The following is a 22,542-nucleotide window of genomic DNA, read 5'->3' as shown; positions in this document are numbered from 1 at the left end:
GAACACCATTTATGAGAAAGCCGATTATTGCCGCCAACTGGAAGATGAACAAAGGCCCCGCTGAGACGGAGGACTTTTTGAAAGGACTCATCTCCAAAATCGGCAAAGCCACTGACAAGTGCGATGTGGTGATCGCCCCCCCCTTTGTGAGCCTTCCAACTGCGACCAAGCTCCTCGCCAGTCATGATGTCTCCGTTGCGGCCCAGAACGTTTCTCAATACGATGCGGGTGCCTACACTGGCGAAATCAACGTCATGATGCTCAAGGAGCTCTACGTGCCCTACGTCATCATTGGCCACAGCGAACGACGCGCTATTTTCGGTGAGACCGACGAAGTCCTCAACGCCAAGATGCACAAAGTGCGCGAAACCAATCTGAAAGCCATCTTCTGTATCGGCGAGACCCTCGAAGAGCGCGAAGCCGGACAGCTGGACGAAGTTCTCCGCCGTCAGTTGACTGAAGGTCTCAAGGGACTCTCGGAGAAAGACGTTCTCGAAACCGTCCTCGCCTACGAGCCCGTCTGGGCCATCGGCACCGGCGTCACCGCTTCCCCGGAGCAAGCTCAAGAAGCCCACGCCAAAGTTCGCGTGATTCTCGCGGAAAGCTTCGGAGGTGAAGTCGCCGACAAGGTGCGCATCCAATACGGAGGCAGCGTGAAGCCTGACAACGCGGCTGAACTCCTCGCCCAACCCGACATCGACGGTGCCCTCGTGGGAGGAGCCAGCATGGAAGTGGGCAGCTTCTTGCAAATCATCGAAAACGGCTCGAGCGCAGCCGCTCAATAACTCTCCCTTCGCAGGGTTCTCCTCACACCGACAATGGACTGGGCTTGCTTCGCCACCGCGGACGGTCGCCTCGTTCTAGGGAGGGGACCCTTTGAAGAACTGGCCGATTGCCCGCAGGAAGGGGTGGCCTTTTATCGGAACGACTTTGCCCTGCAGATCGACAAGCCTTGGCTCCAGCCCACAAGCTGGGAAGTAGTCGACTCGCTCGCAGGGCTTTTTTCCAGTCAGGAAAGTGAAGTGTTATGGGAAGACCCCGAGGCCGGGCTCTTTGCCAATGTCTTTCGCGAAGTGATGGAACGCATCCGGGGCGGCGGCTTGGAAAAGTCCGTCCCCGTTGTCACCGAGACCGGACAATGGAATGGCCCGCCCGCCACATGGGCCGACCTCCCGAAACGGCTTGCCAGAGACATGCGACTCTTCGGCTGGGCTGATGGCGATAGCGGGGTGCTCTCCGCGACGCCCGAGCAACTTTTTCACCTCGAGGACGGCCTCCTAACCACCATGGCCCTCGCGGGAACCGCTCGCAGCGAAGAACGCGAACTCTTCGGGGTCGACGAAAAGGAAATCCGCGAGCACGAATTCGTCGCCCAGACCCTGATGGCCAAGCTCGCCGACTTCGGGATGGTAAGGCGAAAGGACAGGCAAATTCTCGACCTTGGAGAGCTCATCCACTTTCACACCCCCATTGAGGTGGAACTCTATCGTGGCGAGAATGCCGACAACCTCGTGCGCCGACTGCACCCCACACCCGCGCTCGGCCCCCTTCCACGCACCTCGGAAACCCTCGCCACCCTCTACGATTGGCGCGAGCGACTGGGCTGTCCCAGGTGGTTTGGAGCTCCCTTTGGCCTCTCCATCGACGGCACCTTCGAGGCTCTCGTTGGTATCCGCATGACGCTGTGGCAAGGAAAGGAAGTGCAAATCCCCGCCGGCTGCGGCGTGATCGAACCCAGCCGCCTGGTTAATGAATGGCGCGAACTCCGGCTCAAACGGGAAGCCGTCAAACGAGTGTTCGGATTCCTCCCCCAACCCCTCGGGAATTAATAGCTCGCGGGCACACTCACGAATTCCCTCGAGGTTGGCGGCATCGCTCCCGCCCCAGCCGAATGGTCTGAAGCCCTCGACTTGGAGGACAACGAGCTCCCGGGAAGAGGCTCCAAGAACAGGCGGGAACACCGGCTGAGAATTTTTCTTTCAGAATACTTCGACAATTTTTGCGCAAACACTCCTCTCGCAGGCATATACCATTACTATGCATTGCAAACGCAAATTATCACGGGGCAGCCAGTCAGGTATCCACCCGCGGCAAGGATTTTCCCTAATCCTGACCATTACCATGATGATTCTGCTCTCACTCATCGCTGTGGGAATCCTTGGGCTCTCCGCAACCCAGATTCGCGCCTCCCGCTCTGGTGACGACCAGAAGATTGCCCGCGCCAATGCCCGCCTCGCGTTGCAAATCGCGATCGGAAAACTTCAAAAGCACGCCGGTCCCGACACCCGGGTCACTGCCCGGGCCGAGCTCGTCACCCCTGCATCCGGCTCTACCAATCCCTCCACCTCGCGGTGGACCGGAGTGTGGGCGAGCAATCCCGACCATCTGGCCGACAACAAGGAGCTCACGGCGGACAAGCCAATCTGGCTGGTTAGCGGCAGCGGTGAGGTCGACCGCAGCAAGGAGATCGCCACCTACTCCACTGTCGGCAGCTCATCAGCAAAGGAAATCACCCTCTTCTCAGAAGCCCGTTCAGGAAGCTCCCTCAGTTCACTCTCCTCCGCAGGTGGATCTTCCGGTTCCGATCACAGTGAGCTGCGGGTCGCCTTGGAAGGCGTCTACTCTTCCCCCAATCAAATCACGGGGGCTTTCGGCTATGCCGTCTCCGATGAAAATATCAAAGCGCACATCAATGTCACCAGCTCGGAACGCAGTGAAAACCGCTCCCTCTACGCCACCGCCGTGAACCCGCAGCTGATAGAGCTCGACGGCGAGACACCTTTCCTGAACTCCGACTGGTTGGAAGGTGACGAGAGTGGCCGCTATGCCACCCTGGCAACCATGGGAATCAAAAACAAGGTGAACCCGGAAGTTCATTTTGAGAATGATCTGACCGCCTTTTCTCGCAGTCTCCTGACAGACACTGCAAATGGAGGACTCAAGACCGATCTGACCCTCGCTCTGGAAAGCTCGGAATCCAACTTCCGCAAATTTGTTGATAAGACCCCCTATCAGGAGCTCATCTTTCCATCATCGGGGTCCGGGGGAGATCCCGGCGGCCCCAAGTGGGAACAACTTCGAAATTATCTAAACGACCGGGTCTCCTCGCGGAGTCAAGTCGTGGAGGCCCGCCCCCCCACTAATGAGGATTCGGGCTTCGCTCCAGTAGTGGCACTGATGCAGTGGGCCTTCAAGGTATACTCCGTTCCCCACAAGGAAGGCACCCCCGTGCAAACCATCACCACGGCGGATATACGTTCTTACGTCGGAGCAACATTCTATACTTATGTTTGCCCCTCACTCGTCCTCTGGAATCCATATGATGTCGATATGTCGGTGGGTGAACTTTACTTCCAACACACTTTCCAAGGGCTCAACGTGAATGCGGGAGGATCAGTTCTCCAAGCCTTTCCCGCCGCCGGGCGTCAACCCGGCGACAACGAGGGCGCCCCGGTCCTCCGCATGTCTCTGGCGCCTGGAGTCATCAAGGCCGGGAGCACCAAACGGTTCGGGGTGCAGGGCTACCAGCCCTATAGTAGCAACGCAAAGGTCAACAAACTCGTCGGGGTCGACGACCTCCTCACAGTCGGCGGATTCTACAACGAGGTGACCAATTCGAGCTCTATCTGGGGCTACCGAAATACTGCCAACTCGCTGGTCAAATTCTCCAATAACTTTTGGAATGCTCATAGCTCCCTCAACCAGTCTTCCGAGTTTTCCCAAGACACCAAGTTGGTCTCCATCAATCATGTTGGAGCTGATGTGGATCTGATTGGCAACGGCCTCAGTATCCGCCCGACCTTCATCGGCATGGCGGATCTCCCCGGCTTGGGGGGACAAGGAGCAACCTTGCGATATGGAACGACCTCCCCGCCCGCGACCCAGCCCCATGAACCGACCTATCAGGAGTCCATGCATGAACTTCTCCTCGGCTTCCAATACTTCATGCCCTTCCCTCTGTCAGACCAAATTGCAAATCCCCAGAGCTTTATCAATTGGCGGAACAAAGCGTCGCGCTCTTTCCAAATCGACATGCTCAGTATCGGGAACATTCGCAGTCCCTTTTTCACCCGGATGGCAGCTTCGCCCAATCCCGGCCGACCATTCTCATCCTCGCCCATCTACGTTTCCGGGGGCGTAAACAATAGTCTGGGGCAGCCCTTCACCACTTGGATCGGTGGAGGGGACGGGACATTCAGTCTTGGCAGCTCCATCGACTATGGATTCGGCCCCACCGAATACTCCCTCTTCGAATATCCCCGGGAGGAAAAAGTCTTCCGGTCCATTGGTGAGCTTGCACAGGCCAACCTCTTCAACATCGAAGACACCCGTAATAATTGGGGACAAAACAACTCCCCCATCGCCTACACCCCGACGTATGCCATCGGCAATTCCTATGCTCCCATTCTCGTTCCATTGGACCAGATCGAAGTGGACCACTCCCCCAAGAGTCAAGGGGGAGAAACAGGATTCGTCCACGACTATGCCTACAAGCTCAACAAGGAACTCTGGGACAGCTTTTTCTTTTCGACCTACGGCAAAGGCGCAAGCTCACCCTCTTCCTTGGCAAACGAACGCTATCACTTTGATGCGACTGATGAGGAGTCGATCGATTCCTCAACCATTGCCGCCCACCTCACCGTTGAAGGAGGCTTCAATGTCAACTCGGCCTCACCCAACGCCTGGAAGGCCGTCCTCTCCGCTTTCCGCGACCAAACTGTAAACGATAAAAAGAACAGTGACACCCATCCCCTCACCCGCTTCGACCAACCGCTCGGCTCGGGCCTCAGTGAAAGCCCTTCCACCGATGAGCCGGGTGCCTACTCTTCGTTTCGCGCTCTAAGCGACGAACAAATTGGAAAACTGGCGGAGAACATCGCCCGCTTCAATCAGGAACGTTGTGTGGCAAAAGGCCGCCCCCACCTTTCCCTCGCAGAGTTTATCAACCGCTCGCTCGAAGATGGAGATGGAAGCAATCTCGCTTTCGCCAATAGCGGAATCATTCAGCAGGCCCTCGACGTCGAAGACAAGGAAGGAGAATCCATCAACGGCAACTTTGAAGACACCATCGCAACCTTTGAATTGCTCAATGAGGTCATCGTCAGCGACGGGTCCGTCAAAGCCCTCACCAGCCGCAAGCTGAGCACCAACGTTCCGGGCTATCTGATGCAATCCGACATTCTCGCCCGCATTGGACCATTTCTAACAGCTCGCGGAGACACCTTCAAAATCCGCACCTACGGCGACTCACGCGACAAAAATGGACGAATCCTGGCAACCGCATATTGTGAAGCAGTCGTGCAGAGACAAACCGAATTCGTCGACCCCAGCGACCTCGCTTCAACGAAAGACTTCGATTCCCTATCGAAAATCAATCGCAATTACGGTCGCCGTTTCTCTCTAGTCTCTTTCCGCTGGCTGAACGAAAACGAAGTTTAATATGAGCAATACAATCGCAACCCTCCTGATTCTCTTTGCAAGCTCCTGTGGCCTTTTCGCCAAGGACGCGCGAAAACTCCTCTTCTTCTATCAGGCTCCGGAAGAAGTGAGCCGAGACCGAAAACTCAGCGAAAAGGCAATGGTTACTTTCTTTGCCAAAGGAGCGAGTGCCATGGAGAAAGTCACCCTCTATCCAAATACAGTTTCGTTCGATATCGAAATTCCTTCCGACGCAGCAACAGTCGAAATCTATCGCAGCCAGTCCGATAGCGAAGAGGAAGAAGCTTTCAAGCTCTGGAGCAAAGTATCCCTAACAGACTCCAGTTCCAACCAGCTGGTCTTTATCGCTCCAGATTCCAAGGGCAGACCTCAATTCAAAGCCTTTAACATTTCCACCAAGGACATCCCCAAGGACTCTCATTGTCTCCTCAATATCAGCGCCCAGGACCTCGCCTTTCGTTGTGCGAACAAGCAGCAACTCATCAAGAAGGGCCAAAAACTCATCTACAAAGCCACCCCCCAACAAGGAGACGCCATCCGCTTCCTCTTCAGTGTCCGCGATGGAGAAAAGTGGAAGCCGCGCAAGACCTACCTAACAACTGCTGTGCCCAAGTCGCAGAAACTTCTCCTGCTCACTGGAGCCACCAAAAATCTATCAGTCCGCACCCTGACGCTCTCCCATCCGCGCGAAGGCTATGACCTTGAGATGCAAAGGAAGTATAATGAACCAGCCCGAGACGAGTAACTCGTAGGCGCCATTCGAACTACTGAACTCACTTCCAAATGATTCCCGGAAAGAAAACTCCTTCTCCTTCGGGGCTCAAATTCCTAGAGTCGCGCCATGCCGAGCGCACTCCCTTTTCTTGAATTCGGTGCAGACCGGGACACAGCCGAAGTCACCGTTCTCATGTTGCATGGCCTTGGCGCAGATGGACACGACTTCGCTGATGTCGCTCACATGATTTGCGAAGCCGCCCGCCCACAAGCGTGGCGATTCGTGCTCCCGCATGCGGAAACCATCCCCGTGACGATCAACATGGGAATGACGATGCCCGCTTGGTATGATATTCTTGCCCTCAGTCATCCACGGGCAGTCGATTGGGAGACCGTCACCAAGAGCGAACAACAAATTGAAGAACTCCTTCGGCAAGAGAAAGCCGGGAAAGTCTTCCTCGCCGGATTTTCCCAAGGAGCGGCCATGGCCCTTCAAGTCGGGCTCAAAAATCAGAACTCCATCGCAGGGATTCTTGCACTGTCAGGATATCTTTTGGAAGACGACAGCCACCCTGTCCCGAGTCCCGCTCGCGACATCCCCGTCGGCCTCTTTCACGGCGATGATGATGAAGTCGTTCCTCTTCAGGCAGCCCAAGAGTCATTTGCCAGCCTGAAAGCCAATCGCTACTCTCCCTCTCTCAAAATCTACCCTCACTTGGGCCACTCGGTGAATCAAGCCGAAGTCCAAGACCTATTCGAATGGCTGATACAGCATAGTTAAAAGAACCTGAGCGAGAAGCTCTGAGCGAAAGCGGCAACACCAAAACTCTCCTCGATAGCGGAGTTACCCCTAACCCAGCCCTAAAAACCACCCTGACTCCTAAAGAGCCAGTTCGGGGATTCCAAGCTGCTCGGGCAGCGCCGTCCGTGGCCGCCAGGTCAAAATCTCCGGAGCCTCTTTCCCGACCAAAACAGTGTGCTCGAAATGAGCGGAGTTCGCCCGGTCCGCGGTCACCATCGTCCAGCCGTCGGCTAAAGTTTCAACATGGGAGGTGCCTGCATTCACCATCGGCTCAATTGCCAGAATCATGCCCGCTTTGAGAACGGGAGAGCGTTTTCCCATCGGCCGGTAATTTGGCACTTGAGGCTCTTCGTGCAGCTCTTTCCCCACCCCATGACCCACGAGGTCGCGAACAACTGTAAATTTGAATTTGCGCACGTAGCTGTTCACGCTCCCGCAAAGATCCCAAAGCCGGTTGCCTTCCACAGCATATTCAATGGCGTTGAAAAGAGACTGCTCGGTGGCAGCAAGCAAGGTTTTGCTTGCATCATCGATTTTCCCAACGGGGACGGTAGTGGCGTTGTCACCAATCCAGCCGTTCTTAAAAATCCCGACATCAATTTTCACGATATCTCCCTCTTTGACTTCCTGCTCGTCACCGATTCCATGGACCACGCACTCGTTCAAGCCGACACACACATTCCCAGGAAATCCCCGGTAGTTTAAAAACGCGCTAGTGCATCCATGCTTCTCGATTTCGCGTGCGGCAAACTCATCGATCTCACGGGTCGTCTTCCCGGCCTCAATGAAGGCCGCGGTGGCTTGTAAAATCTCGGACGCAGTCTCGCCGGCGGCCCGCATCAAATTGATCTCTTCTGCGGTCTTGATTGGGATCCTACTTTTCTTCTTTTTAGCCATTTAGGTGAGTTGATCTTGAATTGCGCCAGCCACTTCTTCCCGAGAGCCCAATCCCTCGATGGTGACAACTGTCGTGCGGGTTTTTAATAACTCAAGAGCTGGGATGGTCAACGATTGGTAAGCTTGAAAGCGTTTTTCAAAACCCTCTGCCGAATCATCAGCCCGAGCCTCGAGTTCACCTCCACACTTGGGACATTGTTTATGGTCGTTGGTGGAAACAAATCCACAAGAAATGCACTCCCTTCGGGTAACGACCCGACTTCGAAGCTCTTCCTCGGGAACCGAGAGATGAATCACTGTAAAAGCCTGGGGCGCGAACTCCAAAAGAGCCTCGGCTTGGGGAATGCTTCGAGGAAAACCATCGAGCAACCATCCCTCTTCATGCCGCAGCACCCATGACTTCACCAGCTCTACCGCCAGCGAGTCTGGAACGTACTGATTGCGATCGAGAAAAACCTGGGCCCGCTGTCCTAAAGGCGAACCTTCTTCGATCTCGCGGCGAAGGCGGGCTCCGGTACTGAGATAGGCGATTCCCAGCCTTTCAGCGAGGAGCCGCCCTTGGGTTCCTTTGCCAGATGCCGGTGGACCCAGCATCGTAAAGCAACGAACGTCAGCAGGCATTGCCCTTACTTAGCAATCCAAGCCGCAATTCCGAGAACAATCATGACCGAAACGAACACCAGCAACCAGAGGATAAGACCTCCATTGGCTGACTGTCCGGAGGCCTGACGACGCTCGATGCGACCTTTCAACTTCCCTTTGCGCAAGAAGCCATCGTAGTTCCGCTGCAGCAGGTGAGTTTCAATCTGGCGCATCATGTCAAGCAAGACACCCACAAGAATGAGCAAACTGGTGCCGCCAAAGAACTGGGAAACCAAGCCGGGCAGCTGGAAGATGTGTGTGACCAATCCGGGAAGAACGAAGATAATGGTCAAGAAAATCGCACCAGCGAAGGTGAGACGGGTCATGGTGAAATCAAGGAAGTCCGCAGTGGGTTTACCAGGACGAACACCAGGAATATAACCCCCGCCCTTTTTCAAGTTCTCCGAAATCTCGCTCGGCTGGAACATGGTCGCGACCCAGAAGTAGCTGAAGAAGAAAATCATAATGCCGGCGATCACGTAATATGGCCACGCGCCGGTATTGAAGAACTGCTGGAAAGTTGCAACCCATGCCGCATCGGGAAAGATCTGACTCAACAACAAGAGAGGAAGGTTCAAAACCGCACTCGCAAAAATGATGGGCATCACACCGGCATAGTTCACCTTTAGGGGCAAATATTGGGTGTGTCCGGTCATCTGCTTGGCGCTACGGTTGCTAGCCCGCTTGGCATACTGGACCGCAATTCGGCGTTGGGCCTGAGTAATGGCGATGATGGCTGCGGTGATCAACAAGAGGAAGGCCACCAATCCCACCAGCGTCATCGCCTGGAACGGACTTGACGAGCCATCCGTTCCGATAAAACGCGTCCACGCTTGGGTCAAACCACCGGGCAAGGCCGCGATGATGTTCACCGAAATAATCAAAGAAATACCATTACCAATCCCGCGTTCGGTGATTTGGTCACCGATCCACATCAAGAACATGGTGCCGGCAATGATGGTCAGAACCGCCATACAGACAAAGCCCCAACCCCAATCAGGAACCAATGGACGCCCCACTTTCTCGATCCCGTCCATGTAAATAATCGCCTCAGGATTTTCCAATGACTTGGCAAGGAGGAACCCCTGCACCGCCGCAATGATGATCGTCATGATGCGGGTGTATTGGTTAATCTTCTGCTGTCCGCCCTCCTCGCGACGGAGCTTGGCAAGCTTGGGCACAACAGCGGCCATCAACTGCATCATAATCGATGCCGAGATGTAAGGCATGATGCCGAGTGCAAAAAGGGCCGCATTCTGTAGCGCCCCTCCCGAGAACACGTTCAACAGGGCCCCAAGGTGGGCGCCTGCTCCTGTTCCCTCTTCATTGGCCCGAATCTCCAACCATTCTTTGATAACGGTTGAGTCGACTCCCGGAAGAGAGATGTTCACGCCCAAACGAACGATCACAATCATTACCAGGGTGAAAATAATGCGATCCCGCAATTCGGGAACCCGCCACGTGTTAGCAAAAGCCGAAATCATGAATAGTATATCTATGGAAAAATCCCAAGGGCCCCGGAGAAATCCAGGGCTCAACTTGGGAGTGAATGATCAACGAGAATTAACCGAGTTCCACCGATCCGCCCGCCTTCTCAATCTTCTCCTGAGCAGATGCGCTCACGAGGTCGACTTTGAAGGTCAGCTTCTTGGTGATCTCTCCTTGTCCGAGAACCTTGACGGCATCGTAGACACCTTTCATTAGGTTCCGTTCGCGCAAAGTCTCTTCGCTAACGGTCTCCCCGTCTTCGAATTTCTCTTCGATGCGGGCCAAGTTCACTGTCGCGATCTTGTCACGGAAGGTGAAGTTGTTGAATCCGCGCTTGGGCAGACGACGGTGAAGGGGCATCTGACCACCTTCGAATCCGGGGCGGATGGTGCCGCCGGAGCGAGCCTTCTGCCCTTTGTGTCCCTTACCGGAAGTCTTTCCGAGTCCGGAGCTTTCGCCCTTACCGAGACGCTTCGTCCGGTGCTTGGCGCCGGGATTGGGTTGTAAATCGTGCAAGTTCATTTTGCCTTTAGCTTTCTAAATTGAGGTTAAATAGCCTTGCTCTTCTTCTTACCGCGCAGAGCATAAATCTCGTCGCGATTACGAAGTTCAGAGAGGGCCTTGAGAGTGGCTTTCACCACGTTGGCGTGATTGTTAGAACCGAGGGACTTACCGAGGACGTCCTTAATCCCGACTGCTTCGCAGACGGCACGGACACCACCACCAGCAATAACGCCGGTTCCGGGTGAAGCGGGGCGAAGAAGAACTTTGCCACCGCCGAACTCAGCATAAGTTTCGTGAGGAATGGAATCTCCATCGAGGTCCATCTTCTCCAAGCTTCTCTTCGCGATTTCGCTCGCCTTCTTGATGCACTCGGCCACTTCGTTCGCTTTACCGAATCCGAAGCCAACTTTACCATTGAGGTCACCAGCGACTACGAGGGCGGAGAAACTGAAGCGACGTCCACCCTTCACCACCTTGGCGCATCGGTTGATGAAGACGACCTTCTCGACCATGCCATCATCTTCCTCTTCGTCACGGCGGCCACGGCCTCCATCACGGCGGCCTCCCGGGCCACCTCCACGACGGTCACCGCCTCCGCGGTTTCCACCTCCACGATTGTCATCGCGACGTTCCGGGGCGCGTCGATCTCCACGAGGGGCAGCAGGTTTTTCTGCGGCGGCCTCGGTTTTCGCAGGTGCCGTATCGGCGGAAGCTGCTGGCTCTGGAGTCGGGGCGTCTGTTGGTTTCTTGTCGTTATCTTCTGACATCGTTCTTCAATTAAAATTTCAATCCCCCTTCGCGGGCACCGTCGGCCAAAGCCTTGATCTTGCCGTGGTAGAGGTGACCACCTCGGTCAAATACCACATCAGAAACTTTGGCAGCTTGAGCACGCTCAGCGATGAGCTTGCCAATCTTGGTTGCCACGTCCTTGTTGGTCGTTTTTTCTTCTACTTCCTTATCGAGAGTAGAGGCTTGGCAAATGGTCTTGCCGGCTGAATCGTCGATCAACTGAACATAAAGGTTCTTGTTGGAGCAATGGACGGCCAAACGAGGACGCTCGCTGGTTCCAATCACCTTCTTGCGAATCCGCTTATGGACACGCTGGCGCACTTTCTTTCTGTTTAAAATACTCATCGTTCTAGTCCTTACTTGCTCACGCTCTTACCGGCCTTACGGCGCACATATTCGCCCACATAGCGGACACCTTTTCCTTTGTAGGGCTCTGGTGGATAGAAGCGACGCACTTCGGCGGCGAACTGTCCTACGAGTTGCTTGTCGATACCTTCCACCTTGATCTTGGTGCTGTCGGTGACAGTCACGGTAAGACCTTCGGGGATGGGGTGGATGATGGGGTGAGATTTACCCAAGCTGAGGTCGAGGTCTTTGCCCTTCAAAGCGGCACGGAGACCAACCCCCTGGATTTCGAGCTCTTTGACAAAGCCTTCCGAAACTCCGGTAATCATGTTCTGAACCAAGCTGCGGGAGGTGCCGTGGAGGGCACGCTTTTCGCGCTTGTCGTTCTCGCGGGTGACGGTCAATTCGCCGTCGGCCTGGGAGATGGAGATTCCCTCGGGGAGAGTCCATTCCAGCTTACCCTTGGGGCCTTCCACTGTAACGTGGGGGCCGTCGTTTGCGATCTTCACCTTGTCGGGAAGAGCGATTGATTTGTTTCCTACTCGTGACATCTGTTTCGTTCTTTCTGTCTGAGGGTTACCAAACCTTGGCCAGCAATTCGCCGCCTACGTTTTCACGCTTGGCCTGAGTTCCAGTCATCACTCCGCGAGGAGTCGAGAGGATGGAGATACCGAGACCGTTCAACACGCGGGGCACATCGCCCGCACCGACATAGTGGCGACGACCGGGGCGTGAAACACGCTTGAGGTCAGTCAAAGCTGGAGTGCCGTCCACATACTTGGCGGTCACTTTGATGACTGGAAACTTACCGGTGGTGTCCACCTCGTAGTTCCAGATGTAGCCTTCTTCCTTGAGAATGCGAGCAAGCTCGACCTTCATCTTGGAGAAAGGGGCGGTGAATTGGTCGTTCTGCGCCCGTGAGGCGTTCTTCAACCGAATCAAAAAATCGGAAATTGGATCACTAATGACTCCCATAATATTGTCCTCGTTTAAATTCTATTGGTTAGGCGGCTTCTGACTTTTCAGCCGGCTTGCGGAACGGGAAGTTAAGCATCTCAAGGAGTGCTTTCGCTTGCTCGTCACTGTTAGTAGTGGTGACCACGATGAGGTCGAAGCCGAGTTGGCGCTTCACCTGGTCGAGTTCAATTTCAGGGAAAATGGACTGGTCATTGATGCCCATGGCGTAGTTGCCACGGCCGTCAAAGCTCTTGAACGGGAAACCGCGAAAGTCGCGCACGTTGGGAGCAGTGATGTTGATGAAGCGGTCGAGGAATTCCCACATGCGCTCCCCACGAAGGGTGACACGGGCTCCGACGGCTTCTCCTTCGCGGACCTTGAAGTTCGCCACACTCTTGCGAGCGAAGACGACACTTGGCTTTTGCCCGGTGATCTTGCCGAGGTCTTCGACAGCATCTTCCACGGCTACCTTACGGTCGTTGATGTAACGTCCAATGTGGGTATTGAGCACGATCTTCTCAAGATTCGGCACCTCATTGGGATTCTTCAGACCATAGCGCTCCTTCAACTGAGGCACCGCTTGGCTGGTGTATAGTTCTTTAGTTTGGTTATTCATAATCGCGGGTCAGCTTTCTCTCGCTTAAGCGCTAGGACCGCAGATTGCTCTGCGAGGTGCGGGGGTTAGCCCACTTTCTTGACATTGGAAAGATGAATCGGGCCGTCTTTGTCGATAATTCCACCCTCGGGTGCTTCTTCGGAGCGACGGACTGACTTTTTCATCACGCGGACGCCTTCGACGACCACCTGATTCTTCTTGGCATCGATGGAAAGGACTTTGCCTTTTTTTCCACGATGGTTGCCGGCGATGACTTCAACTTCATCACCTGCTTTGACGTGTGTTTTAATGCGGGACATCTCGTAAAGTTTCTTTACTGGGTTTAGAGCACCTCGGGGGCGAGGGACACAATCTTCATGAAGTTCTTTTCACGAAGTTCACGGGCGACTGGGCCAAAGATACGGGTTCCCTTGGGGTTGCCGTCCTTGTCGATAATCACTGCCGCGTTGCTATCAAAGCGGAGAATCGAACCATCAGCACGCCGGATAGGAGCTGCGGTGCGCACAATCACGCACTTAACCACAGTCCCCTTCTTCACAGAAGCGGTTGGGATCGACTCCCGAATGTGTGCGGTGATGATGTCACCCACATCTGCCGAGCGTGAGCGCTTGCCCAATACTCCAATCATTTTTGCCTGACGAGCGCCGGTGTTATCGGCAATCTCGAATTTGGACTCCATCTGAATCATCGCTTCGTTCCTTTCGGTTAAATTTGGTTACTAAAAAAATGAGGGGGAAGATTAGTGCGTAAGAACATCTACGAGCTTCCAGCACTTCTTCTTGGAGAGAGGACGGCATTCTTCGATGCGGACCTTGTCGCCCACAGCTGCTTCTTCCTTCTCGTCATGAGCGTAGAATTTCTTCGAGCGCTTCACGATTTTCTTAAACTGGGGGTGTGGGACACGGTTGGTGTATTCGACCACGATGGTCTTGTCCATGCCGGTCGAGCGCACGATACCGACGCGCTGCTTGCGCAAGCCGGGGCCGGTCTCTTCTGCTGATTTGGTTTCTTCGCTCATCTCGTTCTTAATTCTTATCGGTTACGCCTGGCTGCGACGTTGGTTCAAAATGGTCAATATCCGTGCCACATCACGACGCACGGTCCGAATGCTAGCGGTGTTCTCCAACTGTCCGGTTGCTTGCTGAATGCGCAGGGTCACGCCCTCCGATTTGAGATCCTGCAGGCGCTTGGTCAGTTCTTCACTGCTCATTTCGCGGAGGTCTTTTGCTTTTGTCGCTGCCATAATAACTGTCTTTCTTTCTAAAAATGTTTTGCGGGTGCCTTAGTGGTTACCACGAACCACGAAGCGGGTGCGGATACCCAACTTGTTGGATGCGAGGCGCATGGCCTCTTTCGCCTGGGACTCAGGCACACCAGCCACTTCGAAGAGCATGGCACCGGGACGAATCACGGCTACCCAAGCTGCAACGGGGCCCTTACCTTTACCCATCCGGGTTTCAGGGGGACGTGCGGTGGTGGATTTGTGAGGGAAGATACGAATCCAGACTTTACCCTTACGCTTGAGGTAACGGTTGATGGAAATCCGGCAGGCCTCGATTTGGCGGTTGGTCATCCAACCACGGTCGAGCGCCTGAAGACCGAAATCTCCAAAGCTAACGTCTGTTCCCCGCTGGGCATTACCAGCGCGGCTTCCGCGATGTGATTTGCGGAACTTGGTCCGCTTGGGCATGAGTGGCATATCTTAGGTCCTCCTTTGTAAAAGTTTGGGTTCGTTCGAAAAAATTGTGTGTAGCAGCCGGTTTAGCCGCGGGGTGCTCCCCCACCGCCACCGCGGTTGTCTCCGCCTCCGCGGCGGTCTCCGCCGCCTCCGCGACGATCACCACCTCCGCGACGGTCATCACGACGACCACCTGGGCCACCACGACGCTGGCCGCCACCTTGGCCGCCCTTGAGCTTCTCTTCCTTCACGTTCAACCAGCACTTGACGCCGATGATTCCGTAAACGGTGTTCGCTTCCGCGAAACCATAGTCGATAGGGACACGAAGAGTTTGAAGTGGGACTTTGCCCTGACGGTATTGCTCGGCACGGGCGATGTCCGCTCCACCGAGGCGACCTCCACAACGAACACGGATGCCGTCAGCACCGAAGTCCATTGCAGTCTGAACCGCGCGCTTCATGGCGCGGCGGAAGCTGATACGACGCTCAAGCTGAACGGCGATGTTCTCACAAACGAGCTGGGCATCGAGCTCCGGCTGGCGGATTTCGAGGATATCAATCTTGACCTGGGCTCCCTTGCAAATCTTGGAGATGTCCTTGGTCATGGTTTCGATTTCCGCACCACGCTTGCCGATCACGAGACCGGGGCGAGAGGTGTGGATCGTGACGCGCACGCTGTTCCAAGCCCGCTCGATCACCACCTTGGAAATGGCGGCGAACTGGAGGCGGTTCTTGATGTATTTGCGCACCTGGAGATCTTCGTGGAGCTTGGTGGTGTAATCATCACCTTTAGCATACCACTTCGAGCGCCAGTCGCGGTTGAAGGCGAGTCGGAAACCCACTGGATTGACTTTCTGTCCCATATCGTTCGTTAAATAAGTTAAGTTGTTTCGGTTGCGATTGCGTGGGGTTTAAGCCTCGCCTCCGTTTTCAGATTGAAGTGTCTTGGCTTGTTCCTGCCAATTGTCACGCTCGATGCGTCCCTTGAAGGAAAGCAGGTCATCGAAGGCGGCAATGTTCTCGGGGGTCCAATCGACGATTTGCTGGTAGGTGTAAACACCAAACCCGTGCAATTTCGCTTCGAGTGCAGGACCAACGCCGGAAATCTTTTTGAGGTCGTCGGCAGCTTCGGGCGCTTCGTCGTAGACGAATCCGAGAGCTTCCTTGTTGGCTTCAGCAGCGGGGGCTTCCTCAGCGGCTGGCGCGGGAGCTTTTTCAGCTTTCGCTGGCTGCTTGGGAGCGGCCTTTTTCGCTGCTTTGGCAGACTTGGGCTTTTCCTCTTCCTCGGGAGCTTCCGCGAGGGTGATGTAGATGTGGCTGGTGCGCTTGCGGATGGCAGCGGCAGAACCACGGGCACGGGGCTTGAAGCGACGTGAAGTCGGTCCATCGGTCACGTGAGCTTCCTTGACCACCATGGTCTCGGCGACCATCTCGTGATTGTTCTCGGCATTGGCCACAGCGCTCTTGAGGGTCTTTCCGATGAGGAGAGCGGCCTTCTTGGGCGTGTAGGTCAGTGTATCGAGAGCGTCGGAAACAGGCATTCCCTGAATTTCCCGAGCCACATCCCGTGCCTTTTTGGCTGAGATTCTCGCATATTTATGTATCGCGCGGACTTCCATGATTCTTCTTCCTTAATTGCTGCGTTTAAATGAGACCCGGTCGCCTCTGCGAACGGGATTCTCTTCGTTTTCTAAATTCGTTACTAACAGGGCACTGACATCGTTGCGAGTTTGCGCGACGAGAGCCTCGGCCACTTTGCTGTCGTTGCGGTAGACCTCGAAGGCCATCCCCACTACGGCAGACTCTTTTTGTCCAACATTGACTACGACCACTCCGGACTCGCTATCAACACTGACGACTTCGGCTTGCTGGAGATTGCCCATCTGGCGATCCTTCCGGGGTGCTTCGCGCAGTCCGATGACGGTATCGAGAGCGCGGAGGCGGGTCTCGACCTCCACCCGGGCTTCCGGGTCGGCGGCGATGGCGGTGGAAAGATAGTTCTGGGTGCTGGCGGAAAGCGCGAGAGCGGCTTCCTCCATCTCCTTAAGCTTGCGAGCCATCACTTCGAGGTCGGATACGGCTTTGACAAGGCGGTCATCCCCCCCATCGAGTAAACCGGAACCCATCGCCTCAAGGCGAAGCTTGATGTCGTTGAGTTTGGCGGTGCTTTCGTCAGCGCGCTTGTTGGCGGCAACCAGGCTTTCGCTCAAGTTGACGTTTTCGCGGCGCAGACGATTGAGCTCTCCCCGCAAGTCACCGGTCTGCCCACTCGCCAACGTGGCCATCCCCAGAAGGGTAGCGAGCACGGTTGGCAGTTGCGGGCGGATAGTCATCTTGCGAAGAATTGTCAGTTTCAGGTCAGTTCTTACTTCTTACCCACACCACCGTGAGCCTTGAAGTTCTTGGAGGGAGAGAATTCTCCCAATTTGTGACCAACCATGTTCTCGGTGACGAGGACGGGGAGGAAGGTCTTTCCATTGTGAACCGAGAAGGTCAGGCCGACGAAGTCAGGCGTGATCATCGAGCGACGGCTCCAAGTTTTGATGGGCTTTTTGTCGCCCTTTTCAACCGCAGCATCGATTTTCGCGAGAAGCTTCTGATCGACGAAGGGTCCTTTTTTCAGTGAACGTGGCATAGTAAAATTCTGTTCGAGTGGTTTCGGGGATTAGCGCTTCTTCTTACGACGCTCAACGATGAAGGTGTTGGTAGGCTTCTTCTTCTTGCGAGTCTTTTGACCCTTGGTGTGACCCCAGGGAGACTTCAAGTGCTGACGACCACCACCGGACTTGGACTTACCCTCACCACCACCGTTCGGGTGGTCGACTGGGTTCATACACATACCGCGCACTGTTGGGCGGGTGCCCTGCCAGCGGGTGCGGCCTGCTTTACCGGAAACTTCGTTCATGTGGTCGCGGTTGCCGACCTGACCGATGGTGCAGTAGCAAGTCGCGATGAAGCGGCGAATTTCGCCAGAAGGCATGCGGACAAGTGCGTAGTCACCGTCGCGGTTGGAAAGGATGGCTTGCTGACCAGCGGAGCGGGCCACTTTGCCACCACCACCAGGCTGAAGCTCGATGTTGTGAACAGCGGTTCCGAGAGGGACCTTGCTGAGAGGCATGGCATTGCCGGGCTTGGGAGCCGCGTTTTCGCCTGCTTCCACCTTGGCGCCGTCGGTCAAACCAACAGGAGCAAGGATATAAGCTTTCTCGCCATCAGCATATTCCAGAAGGGCAATGCGGCAGGTGCGGTTGGGATCATACTCGATACCAACAACGGTGGCTTCGACGTCGCGCTTGGAGCGCTTGAAGTCGATCACGCGATACTTGCGCTTGTGTCCCCCACCGATGTGACGGCAGGTGATACGACCCTGGTTGTTGCGGCCACCAGACTTCTTGAGAGGACGGGTGAGGCTTTTTTCCGGAGTGGACTTGGTCACCTCCGCAAAGTCGGGGTGTTCCTTATACCGGTTGGTCGGAGTGATGGGCTTGAATGTTTTCAGAGACATCTCGATTCGGGTTGAAAGTTGGTTAGGTAATTAGGCAGGTGTCTTGATTTACACCAGGTCGAGGGTATCCCCGTCCTTCAGGCGGACATAAGCTTTCTTGAAGCGGGCAGTGCGACCTTGGTCGGCACGACGCTTGCGCTTGAGCTTGCCTTCGTAGTTGCAGGTGCGGACGTCCTCCACCTTGACGGCGAACAACTTCTCAACAGCCTTCTTGATTTCGATCTTGTTGGCTGCGCGAGCGACTTTGAAAACGTATTCGTTGTTGGTCTCCTGCAAGAGAGCGGCCTTTTCCGACATCTGAATGGTGTCGATCACTTGGTAAATGTCTTTCATTTTCCTTGGGGTTCTACTGCGGGATTAAGCCGTGCGAGCGGCGAGAGTTTCGAAGCTATCCTCGACGAGGATGATTCCCTGATACTTCATGATTTGCTCGATGTTGACGTTCTCAGCAGTTTCCAACTGAGCCCAGGCAACATTGCGACCGGCGAGGTAAGTCTTCTCGTCAAAGGACTTGCCGATGATGAGGACAGTGTTCGCGGCACAGGTCTCGTTGACGGTCTTGAGGAAAGACTTGGTCTTGCCGTCGGCAATCGCGAAGCTGTCAACCGAAACAATCTTGCCTTCGGCAATGGCGTCATTGAGCACGCGGCGAAGGGCGAGCTTGCGGACTTTCCGTGGGACAGTCTTCGCATAGCTACGGGGGCGAGGTCCGAAGACAACACCACCACCCACGAAAATCGGAGCTTTGTTGGTGCCGTGACGGGCGTTACCAGTTCCCTTCTGACGGAACATCTTTTTGTTGTTTCCGGAAACTTCTCCCCGGGTTTTGGCACAAGCTGTGCCACTGCGGCGGTTGGCCTGATACGCGACTACGAGGTCGTGCACAGCCTGACTTCCCCGTCCCTCTTCTTCGAGGGTCAGGTTCGCGGCTTTCGCCTCATCAATACTCAATGTTTTAGCCATCTTCGTTCCTTTCTAAATTCTTACAGTTTGCGTTTACTTCTTCAACGCGGGGCGAATCACAACGTAGTTGCCCTTGGCACCAGGAACGGCGCCGGAAATCAGCACGACGTTGTCGTCGGGGCGGCTCTGCACCACCTTCAAATTCTGTGTCGTGCGACGGTAGTTACCGTGACGACCGGGCATTTTCTGGCCCTTCCAAATACGACCAGGAGTCGAACCGGCACCAACAGCACCTGTCCGGCGGTGCATCATGTGGCCGTGAGCCGCAGGCTGTCCCTGGAAGTTGTAGCGGCGCATCACGCCTTGGAAACCTTTACCCTTGGTTGTGCCGATGACATCAACCCATGCTCCATTTTCGAAAAGAGCAGCACCGGGGTGAGCTTCTTCAGTGTTGGGGAGCTCTTCGCCTTCTTCGAAACGGAATTCGAGAAGCTTCTTCTTGGGCGCAACGCCTGCCTTGTCGAGGTGACCCTTGGCAGCGCCGGTGAGGCGGTGCTCCTTTTGATCATCATATGCGACCTGGATAGCAGAGTAGCCATCCTTCTCGACAGTGCGGGTCTGTACGTATTCGTTACCAGTGACGTCGATCACGGTGACAGGAATCATGGAGCCGGCCTCTTTGTCGAAGACGCGGGTCATGCCCAATTTTTTACCAATAAGTCCTAAAGCCATTGTTCTAAGGGGGTCAGATTTGAATGGTGATGTCCACACCAGCGGGAAGGTTCAACTTCTTGAGTTCGTCAACGGTGCGAGCGGTTGGGTCCACGATGTCGAGGAGACGACGGTGAGTCCGAATCTCGAACTGGTCGGCTGACTTCTTGTTTACGTGGACGGAACTGTTCACGGAGAACTTCTCGATCCGGGTTGGAAGAGGAATCGGGCCGGCAATACGAGCGCCTGTGCGCTTCGCAGTCTCCACGATTTCGTCGGACGAGCGGTCGATCGCGCGGTGGTCGAAGGCCCGGAGTCGGATGCGAATTTTCTGGTTCATCAGTTTATTGAAAAAGTTGGTCGTTCGTTCAGGTTATGCGGCGGGGCGTCGGCCCGTCAGTTCGTCCACCAGCTTATCGGGGACAGGTTCAAAGCTGCTGGGCTCCATGGTGAATGAGGCCCGGCCGGAAGAAAGGGTTCGGAGGTCGGTCATGTAACCGAACATCGCGGAGAGTGGGACTTGCGCCTTGAGGGTGCAGATGGTGCCTTTGGTCTCCATGCTGCCGAGCTGGGCGCGGCGGCGGTTGAGGTCGCCCATGACATCTCCTTGATAGTCGGGCGGGGTGCTTACTTCGACATCCATCACAGGCTCAAGCAAAATCGAGTTCGCTTTCACGAATGCATCGCGGATGGCGAAGATGGCGGCCATGCGGAAGGCATTCTCGTTGGAATCCACCTCATGGAAGGAGCCGTCCTTGACGTTGACGTGGACGTCGACCACGGGATAACCCGCTACGATTCCAGTCGTCATGGCCTCTTTGAGACCGCGCTCGATTCCGCCGAAGAACTCTTTGGGAATCACGCCGCCTTTGACGGTGTTTTCGAAAGTGTTGCCACTCCCCTTTTTGTTGGCCTTCACCTCGAGAATAACGTGACCGTATTGGCCGGTGCCGCCGGTTTGCTTCTCGAGCTTGCCCTCGCCAGTGGCGGGTTGCGAAATGGTTTCGCGGTAAGAAATCTGGGGTTTGCCGACGCGAACGTTCACGTTGGACTCACGAAGGAGGCGGTCGATGATGACTTCGAGGTGAAGCTCACCCATGCCAGAGATGATGGTCTGGCCAGTCTCTTCGTTCTTGGAAACAACGAAAGTCGGGTCCTCATCTGCCAAGCGGCTGAGAGCGAGCGACATCTTTTCGGAGTCGGAAGTCGAACGGGGTTCAACAGCCATTCCAATGACGGGCTCAGGGAAAACCGGACGCTCGAGGGCAACCTTGAGCGAAGGGTCGGAAAGAGTATCACCAGTCGCGGTGTGCTTCAGCCCCACCATGCCGGCAATGTCACCGGAGTAACAGGTGTCGATGTCCTTGAAGGAATCGGCCTGAATCTGAATCAGGCGTCCAACGCGCTCCTTTTTCCCGGTGCGGGGGTTGTAAACCTGGTCCCCTTTGGAAACGGACCCGGAGTAGACTCGGAAGAAAACGAATTTTCCGAAGTGCTTGTCGTTGGTGAGCTTGAAGGCCAGAGCACAGAACTTGGCAGCGTCGTCAGTCTCAACGAGAATCTCTTTGCTCTCGTCATCGGGACTCATTCCCTTTGCGGCAGCGATATCGAGAGGGCTGGGGAGATAATCAGCAACGGCATCGAGCAAGAATTGCACTCCCTTGTTCTTGAAGGCGGAACCTCCAGCAACAGGGACAATCTCATTCGCAATGGTCGCCTCGCGCAAAGCCGCTTTCAACTCGAGCACGGTAATCTCTTCCTCCATGAGGAATTTCTCACCCAACTCTTCGTTGACACCCGCTACTGTTTCCAGCAACTCGGCGTAAGCGAGCTTCCCGAGCTCAACCTCGTCACCTTCCAAATCACGAACTTCGTAAGTGGAACCCAAGGTATCGTCTTCGGTGTAGATGACGGCCTTTTGATTGATGACATCCAACTGACCACGAAGAGAATCTTCGGAACCGAGCGGGATCAAAATTGGGAGCGCAGTCGCTCCCAACTTTTCGCGGACTTCCTCCACGACGGAATTAAAATCAGCACCAACACGGTCCATCTTGTTCACGAAGATAATTCGCGGGACGGAATACTTGTTGGCTTGGCGCCAGACGGTCTCGGTCTGCGGCTGCACTCCGGCAACACCACAGAAGACCACAATGGCACCATCGAGAACCCGGAGGGAACGTTCTACCTCAGCGGTGAAGTCCACGTGTCCGGGAGTGTCGATGATATTGACGCGCTGCTCTTCCCCTTGGAAAAGCTTGGTCACTCCCTCTTCGGGCTTTTGCTCCCAAGAACAAGTGACTGCGGCCGATTGAATGGTGATGCCGCGCTCGCGCTCTTGCTCCATGTGGTCGGTCGTAGCCGCACCATCATGAACCTCGCCGAGGCGGTGAATCATCCCGGTGTAGAAAAGAATACGCTCCGTCAAGGTCGTCTTCCCCGCGTCAATATGAGCCGTGATCCCGATGTTGCGCGTGCGCAGCAATGGGAAAGCTCGGTCAGGACTGGAGGGGTTGGCGGACATTGACGGTCGTTTTTCTTTACTATAAGGG

General features: G+C 55.2%; 29 protein-coding genes. 5 read left to right on the top strand and 24 right to left on the bottom strand.

Features of this window, described 5'->3' with window-relative positions; all coding sequences use genetic code 11:
* The first annotated feature begins 11 nt into the window (after positions 1-11).
* From tpiA to IE099_RS03900, 5 genes are all read left to right on the top strand, one after another.
* On the top strand, positions 12-785 hold the full coding sequence (gene tpiA, locus IE099_RS03920; RefSeq protein WP_189567526.1) for a triose-phosphate isomerase: 774 nt from the start codon (positions 12-14) through the stop codon (positions 783-785).
* A gap of 33 nt (positions 786-818) precedes the next feature.
* Positions 819-1,829, top strand: a complete 1,011-nt coding sequence (locus tag IE099_RS03915; protein WP_189567524.1) for a chorismate-binding protein — start codon at positions 819-821, stop codon at positions 1,827-1,829.
* 292 nt (positions 1,830-2,121) lie between these two features.
* The gene (locus IE099_RS03910) at positions 2,122-5,439 is read left to right on the top strand and encodes a hypothetical protein (RefSeq protein WP_189567522.1); all 3,318 of its coding nucleotides are present in this window, start codon (positions 2,122-2,124) and stop codon (positions 5,437-5,439) included.
* Between the two features lies 1 nt (position 5,440).
* Positions 5,441-6,184: a hypothetical protein gene (locus IE099_RS03905; protein ID WP_189567520.1), complete on the top strand. Its 744-nt coding sequence runs from the start codon at positions 5,441-5,443 to the stop codon at positions 6,182-6,184.
* A 96-nt stretch (positions 6,185-6,280) separates the two neighbouring features.
* The gene (locus IE099_RS03900) at positions 6,281-6,934 is read left to right on the top strand and encodes an alpha/beta hydrolase (protein WP_189567518.1); all 654 of its coding nucleotides are present in this window, start codon (positions 6,281-6,283) and stop codon (positions 6,932-6,934) included.
* Between the two features lie 99 nt (positions 6,935-7,033).
* On the opposite strand, the gene map is transcribed toward IE099_RS03900, so the two are convergent.
* The 24 genes from map to fusA all read right to left on the bottom strand — a co-directional run bounded on the left by map (position 7,034) and on the right by fusA (position 22,514).
* The gene (gene map, locus IE099_RS03895) at positions 7,034-7,852 is read right to left on the bottom strand and encodes a type I methionyl aminopeptidase (RefSeq protein ID WP_189567516.1); all 819 of its coding nucleotides are present in this window, start codon (positions 7,850-7,852) and stop codon (positions 7,034-7,036) included.
* Positions 7,853-8,473, bottom strand: a complete 621-nt coding sequence (locus IE099_RS03890; protein WP_189567515.1) for an adenylate kinase family protein — start codon at positions 8,471-8,473, stop codon at positions 7,853-7,855.
* 5 nt (positions 8,474-8,478) lie between these two features.
* The gene (secY, locus tag IE099_RS03885) at positions 8,479-9,978 is read right to left on the bottom strand and encodes a preprotein translocase subunit SecY (protein WP_189567514.1); all 1,500 of its coding nucleotides are present in this window, start codon (positions 9,976-9,978) and stop codon (positions 8,479-8,481) included.
* Between the two features lie 79 nt (positions 9,979-10,057).
* Complete coding sequence (gene rplO / locus IE099_RS03880; RefSeq protein ID WP_189567513.1) at positions 10,058-10,504, bottom strand: 50S ribosomal protein L15; 447 nt, start codon at positions 10,502-10,504, stop codon at positions 10,058-10,060.
* A gap of 26 nt (positions 10,505-10,530) precedes the next feature.
* Positions 10,531-11,253 carry a 30S ribosomal protein S5 gene (gene rpsE / locus IE099_RS21055; protein WP_189567512.1) on the bottom strand — a complete coding sequence of 241 codons (723 nt, stop codon included), beginning with the start codon at positions 11,251-11,253 and terminating at the stop codon, positions 10,531-10,533.
* 10 nt (positions 11,254-11,263) lie between these two features.
* Positions 11,264-11,620, bottom strand: a complete 357-nt coding sequence (rplR, locus tag IE099_RS03870) for a 50S ribosomal protein L18 (protein ID WP_189567511.1) — start codon at positions 11,618-11,620, stop codon at positions 11,264-11,266.
* An 11-nt stretch (positions 11,621-11,631) separates the two neighbouring features.
* Positions 11,632-12,171: a 50S ribosomal protein L6 gene (gene rplF / locus IE099_RS03865; RefSeq protein ID WP_189567510.1), complete on the bottom strand. Its 540-nt coding sequence runs from the start codon at positions 12,169-12,171 to the stop codon at positions 11,632-11,634.
* A gap of 25 nt (positions 12,172-12,196) precedes the next feature.
* Positions 12,197-12,595 carry a 30S ribosomal protein S8 gene (gene rpsH, locus IE099_RS03860; RefSeq protein WP_189567508.1) on the bottom strand — a complete coding sequence of 133 codons (399 nt, stop codon included), beginning with the start codon at positions 12,593-12,595 and terminating at the stop codon, positions 12,197-12,199.
* Positions 12,596-12,623: 28 nt separating this feature from the next.
* Positions 12,624-13,193, bottom strand: a complete 570-nt coding sequence (gene rplE / locus IE099_RS03855) for a 50S ribosomal protein L5 (protein ID WP_189567506.1) — start codon at positions 13,191-13,193, stop codon at positions 12,624-12,626.
* 65 nt (positions 13,194-13,258) lie between these two features.
* Complete coding sequence (gene rplX / locus IE099_RS03850) at positions 13,259-13,492, bottom strand: 50S ribosomal protein L24 (protein ID WP_189567504.1); 234 nt, start codon at positions 13,490-13,492, stop codon at positions 13,259-13,261.
* Positions 13,493-13,515: 23 nt separating this feature from the next.
* Complete coding sequence (rplN, locus tag IE099_RS03845; RefSeq protein WP_189567502.1) at positions 13,516-13,881, bottom strand: 50S ribosomal protein L14; 366 nt, start codon at positions 13,879-13,881, stop codon at positions 13,516-13,518.
* 51 nt (positions 13,882-13,932) lie between these two features.
* On the bottom strand, positions 13,933-14,211 hold the full coding sequence (gene rpsQ / locus IE099_RS03840; protein WP_189567500.1) for a 30S ribosomal protein S17: 279 nt from the start codon (positions 14,209-14,211) through the stop codon (positions 13,933-13,935).
* Between the two features lie 21 nt (positions 14,212-14,232).
* Positions 14,233-14,436 (bottom strand): 50S ribosomal protein L29, encoded by a 204-nt coding sequence (gene rpmC / locus IE099_RS03835; protein ID WP_189567498.1) that lies wholly within the window; start codon positions 14,434-14,436, stop codon positions 14,233-14,235.
* A gap of 39 nt (positions 14,437-14,475) precedes the next feature.
* Positions 14,476-14,892 carry a 50S ribosomal protein L16 gene (rplP, locus tag IE099_RS03830; RefSeq protein ID WP_189567496.1) on the bottom strand — a complete coding sequence of 139 codons (417 nt, stop codon included), beginning with the start codon at positions 14,890-14,892 and terminating at the stop codon, positions 14,476-14,478.
* Between the two features lie 62 nt (positions 14,893-14,954).
* Positions 14,955-15,734 (bottom strand): 30S ribosomal protein S3, encoded by a 780-nt coding sequence (gene rpsC / locus IE099_RS03825; RefSeq protein WP_189567494.1) that lies wholly within the window; start codon positions 15,732-15,734, stop codon positions 14,955-14,957.
* 48 nt (positions 15,735-15,782) lie between these two features.
* Positions 15,783-16,490, bottom strand: a complete 708-nt coding sequence (rplV, locus tag IE099_RS21040) for a 50S ribosomal protein L22 (protein ID WP_189567492.1) — start codon at positions 16,488-16,490, stop codon at positions 15,783-15,785.
* 12 nt (positions 16,491-16,502) lie between these two features.
* Positions 16,503-17,204, bottom strand: a complete 702-nt coding sequence (locus tag IE099_RS03815) for a hypothetical protein (protein WP_189567490.1) — start codon at positions 17,202-17,204, stop codon at positions 16,503-16,505.
* Between the two features lie 32 nt (positions 17,205-17,236).
* The gene (gene rpsS / locus IE099_RS03810) at positions 17,237-17,506 is read right to left on the bottom strand and encodes a 30S ribosomal protein S19 (RefSeq protein WP_189567488.1); all 270 of its coding nucleotides are present in this window, start codon (positions 17,504-17,506) and stop codon (positions 17,237-17,239) included.
* A 30-nt stretch (positions 17,507-17,536) separates the two neighbouring features.
* A complete protein-coding gene (gene rplB, locus IE099_RS03805) occupies positions 17,537-18,376 on the bottom strand; it encodes a 50S ribosomal protein L2 (RefSeq protein ID WP_189567487.1) in 840 nt (279 codons plus the stop codon).
* A 48-nt stretch (positions 18,377-18,424) separates the two neighbouring features.
* A complete protein-coding gene (gene rplW, locus IE099_RS03800; protein WP_189567486.1) occupies positions 18,425-18,709 on the bottom strand; it encodes a 50S ribosomal protein L23 in 285 nt (94 codons plus the stop codon).
* Positions 18,710-18,733: 24 nt separating this feature from the next.
* Entirely contained in the window at positions 18,734-19,339 is a 606-nt protein-coding gene (gene rplD / locus IE099_RS03795; protein WP_189567485.1) for a 50S ribosomal protein L4, read from the bottom strand.
* A gap of 33 nt (positions 19,340-19,372) precedes the next feature.
* A complete protein-coding gene (rplC, locus tag IE099_RS03790; RefSeq protein ID WP_189567484.1) occupies positions 19,373-20,011 on the bottom strand; it encodes a 50S ribosomal protein L3 in 639 nt (212 codons plus the stop codon).
* A gap of 13 nt (positions 20,012-20,024) precedes the next feature.
* Positions 20,025-20,333, bottom strand: a complete 309-nt coding sequence (gene rpsJ / locus IE099_RS03785) for a 30S ribosomal protein S10 (RefSeq protein WP_189567568.1) — start codon at positions 20,331-20,333, stop codon at positions 20,025-20,027.
* A 30-nt stretch (positions 20,334-20,363) separates the two neighbouring features.
* Complete coding sequence (gene fusA, locus IE099_RS03780) at positions 20,364-22,514, bottom strand: elongation factor G (RefSeq protein ID WP_189567483.1); 2,151 nt, start codon at positions 22,512-22,514, stop codon at positions 20,364-20,366.
* Positions 22,515-22,542: the final 28 nt, after the last annotated feature.

This window comes from Roseibacillus persicicus, assembly GCF_014651675.1.
Taxonomy (GTDB): domain Bacteria; phylum Verrucomicrobiota; class Verrucomicrobiia; order Verrucomicrobiales; family Akkermansiaceae; genus Roseibacillus; species Roseibacillus persicicus.
Note: the sequence above shows the minus strand (reverse complement) of the source record. Positions and strands in the feature narration are given on the sequence as shown.

Excerpts from the sequence above, each read along its gene's own strand:
- tpiA (WP_189567526.1), top strand. The coding sequence starts at position 12 with ATGAGAAAGCCGATTATTGCCGCCAACTGGAAGATGAACAAAGGCCCC.
- IE099_RS03915 (WP_189567524.1), top strand. The coding sequence starts at position 819 with ATGGACTGGGCTTGCTTCGCCACCGCGGACGGTCGCCTCGTTCTAGGG.
- IE099_RS03910 (WP_189567522.1), top strand. The coding sequence starts at position 2,122 with ATGATGATTCTGCTCTCACTCATCGCTGTGGGAATCCTTGGGCTCTCC.
- IE099_RS03905 (WP_189567520.1), top strand. The coding sequence starts at position 5,441 with ATGAGCAATACAATCGCAACCCTCCTGATTCTCTTTGCAAGCTCCTGT.
- IE099_RS03900 (WP_189567518.1), top strand. The coding sequence starts at position 6,281 with ATGCCGAGCGCACTCCCTTTTCTTGAATTCGGTGCAGACCGGGACACA.
- map (WP_189567516.1), bottom strand. The coding sequence starts at position 7,852 with ATGGCTAAAAAGAAGAAAAGTAGGATCCCAATCAAGACCGCAGAAGAG.
- IE099_RS03890 (WP_189567515.1), bottom strand. The coding sequence starts at position 8,473 with ATGCCTGCTGACGTTCGTTGCTTTACGATGCTGGGTCCACCGGCATCT.
- secY (WP_189567514.1), bottom strand. The coding sequence starts at position 9,978 with ATGATTTCGGCTTTTGCTAACACGTGGCGGGTTCCCGAATTGCGGGAT.
- rplO (WP_189567513.1), bottom strand. The coding sequence starts at position 10,504 with ATGAACTTGCACGATTTACAACCCAATCCCGGCGCCAAGCACCGGACG.
- rpsE (WP_189567512.1), bottom strand. The coding sequence starts at position 11,253 with ATGTCAGAAGATAACGACAAGAAACCAACAGACGCCCCGACTCCAGAG.
- rplR (WP_189567511.1), bottom strand. The coding sequence starts at position 11,620 with ATGAGTATTTTAAACAGAAAGAAAGTGCGCCAGCGTGTCCATAAGCGG.
- rplF (WP_189567510.1), bottom strand. The coding sequence starts at position 12,171 with ATGTCACGAGTAGGAAACAAATCAATCGCTCTTCCCGACAAGGTGAAG.
- rpsH (WP_189567508.1), bottom strand. The coding sequence starts at position 12,595 with ATGGGAGTCATTAGTGATCCAATTTCCGATTTTTTGATTCGGTTGAAG.
- rplE (WP_189567506.1), bottom strand. The coding sequence starts at position 13,193 with ATGAATAACCAAACTAAAGAACTATACACCAGCCAAGCGGTGCCTCAG.
- rplX (WP_189567504.1), bottom strand. The coding sequence starts at position 13,492 with ATGTCCCGCATTAAAACACACGTCAAAGCAGGTGATGAAGTTGAAGTC.
- rplN (WP_189567502.1), bottom strand. The coding sequence starts at position 13,881 with ATGATTCAGATGGAGTCCAAATTCGAGATTGCCGATAACACCGGCGCT.
- rpsQ (WP_189567500.1), bottom strand. The coding sequence starts at position 14,211 with ATGAGCGAAGAAACCAAATCAGCAGAAGAGACCGGCCCCGGCTTGCGC.
- rpmC (WP_189567498.1), bottom strand. The coding sequence starts at position 14,436 with ATGGCAGCGACAAAAGCAAAAGACCTCCGCGAAATGAGCAGTGAAGAA.
- rplP (WP_189567496.1), bottom strand. The coding sequence starts at position 14,892 with ATGCCACTCATGCCCAAGCGGACCAAGTTCCGCAAATCACATCGCGGA.
- rpsC (WP_189567494.1), bottom strand. The coding sequence starts at position 15,734 with ATGGGACAGAAAGTCAATCCAGTGGGTTTCCGACTCGCCTTCAACCGC.
- rplV (WP_189567492.1), bottom strand. The coding sequence starts at position 16,490 with ATGGAAGTCCGCGCGATACATAAATATGCGAGAATCTCAGCCAAAAAG.
- IE099_RS03815 (WP_189567490.1), bottom strand. The coding sequence starts at position 17,204 with ATGACTATCCGCCCGCAACTGCCAACCGTGCTCGCTACCCTTCTGGGG.
- rpsS (WP_189567488.1), bottom strand. The coding sequence starts at position 17,506 with ATGCCACGTTCACTGAAAAAAGGACCCTTCGTCGATCAGAAGCTTCTC.
- rplB (WP_189567487.1), bottom strand. The coding sequence starts at position 18,376 with ATGTCTCTGAAAACATTCAAGCCCATCACTCCGACCAACCGGTATAAG.
- rplW (WP_189567486.1), bottom strand. The coding sequence starts at position 18,709 with ATGAAAGACATTTACCAAGTGATCGACACCATTCAGATGTCGGAAAAG.
- rplD (WP_189567485.1), bottom strand. The coding sequence starts at position 19,339 with ATGGCTAAAACATTGAGTATTGATGAGGCGAAAGCCGCGAACCTGACC.
- rplC (WP_189567484.1), bottom strand. The coding sequence starts at position 20,011 with ATGGCTTTAGGACTTATTGGTAAAAAATTGGGCATGACCCGCGTCTTC.
- fusA (WP_189567483.1), bottom strand. The coding sequence starts at position 22,514 with ATGTCCGCCAACCCCTCCAGTCCTGACCGAGCTTTCCCATTGCTGCGC.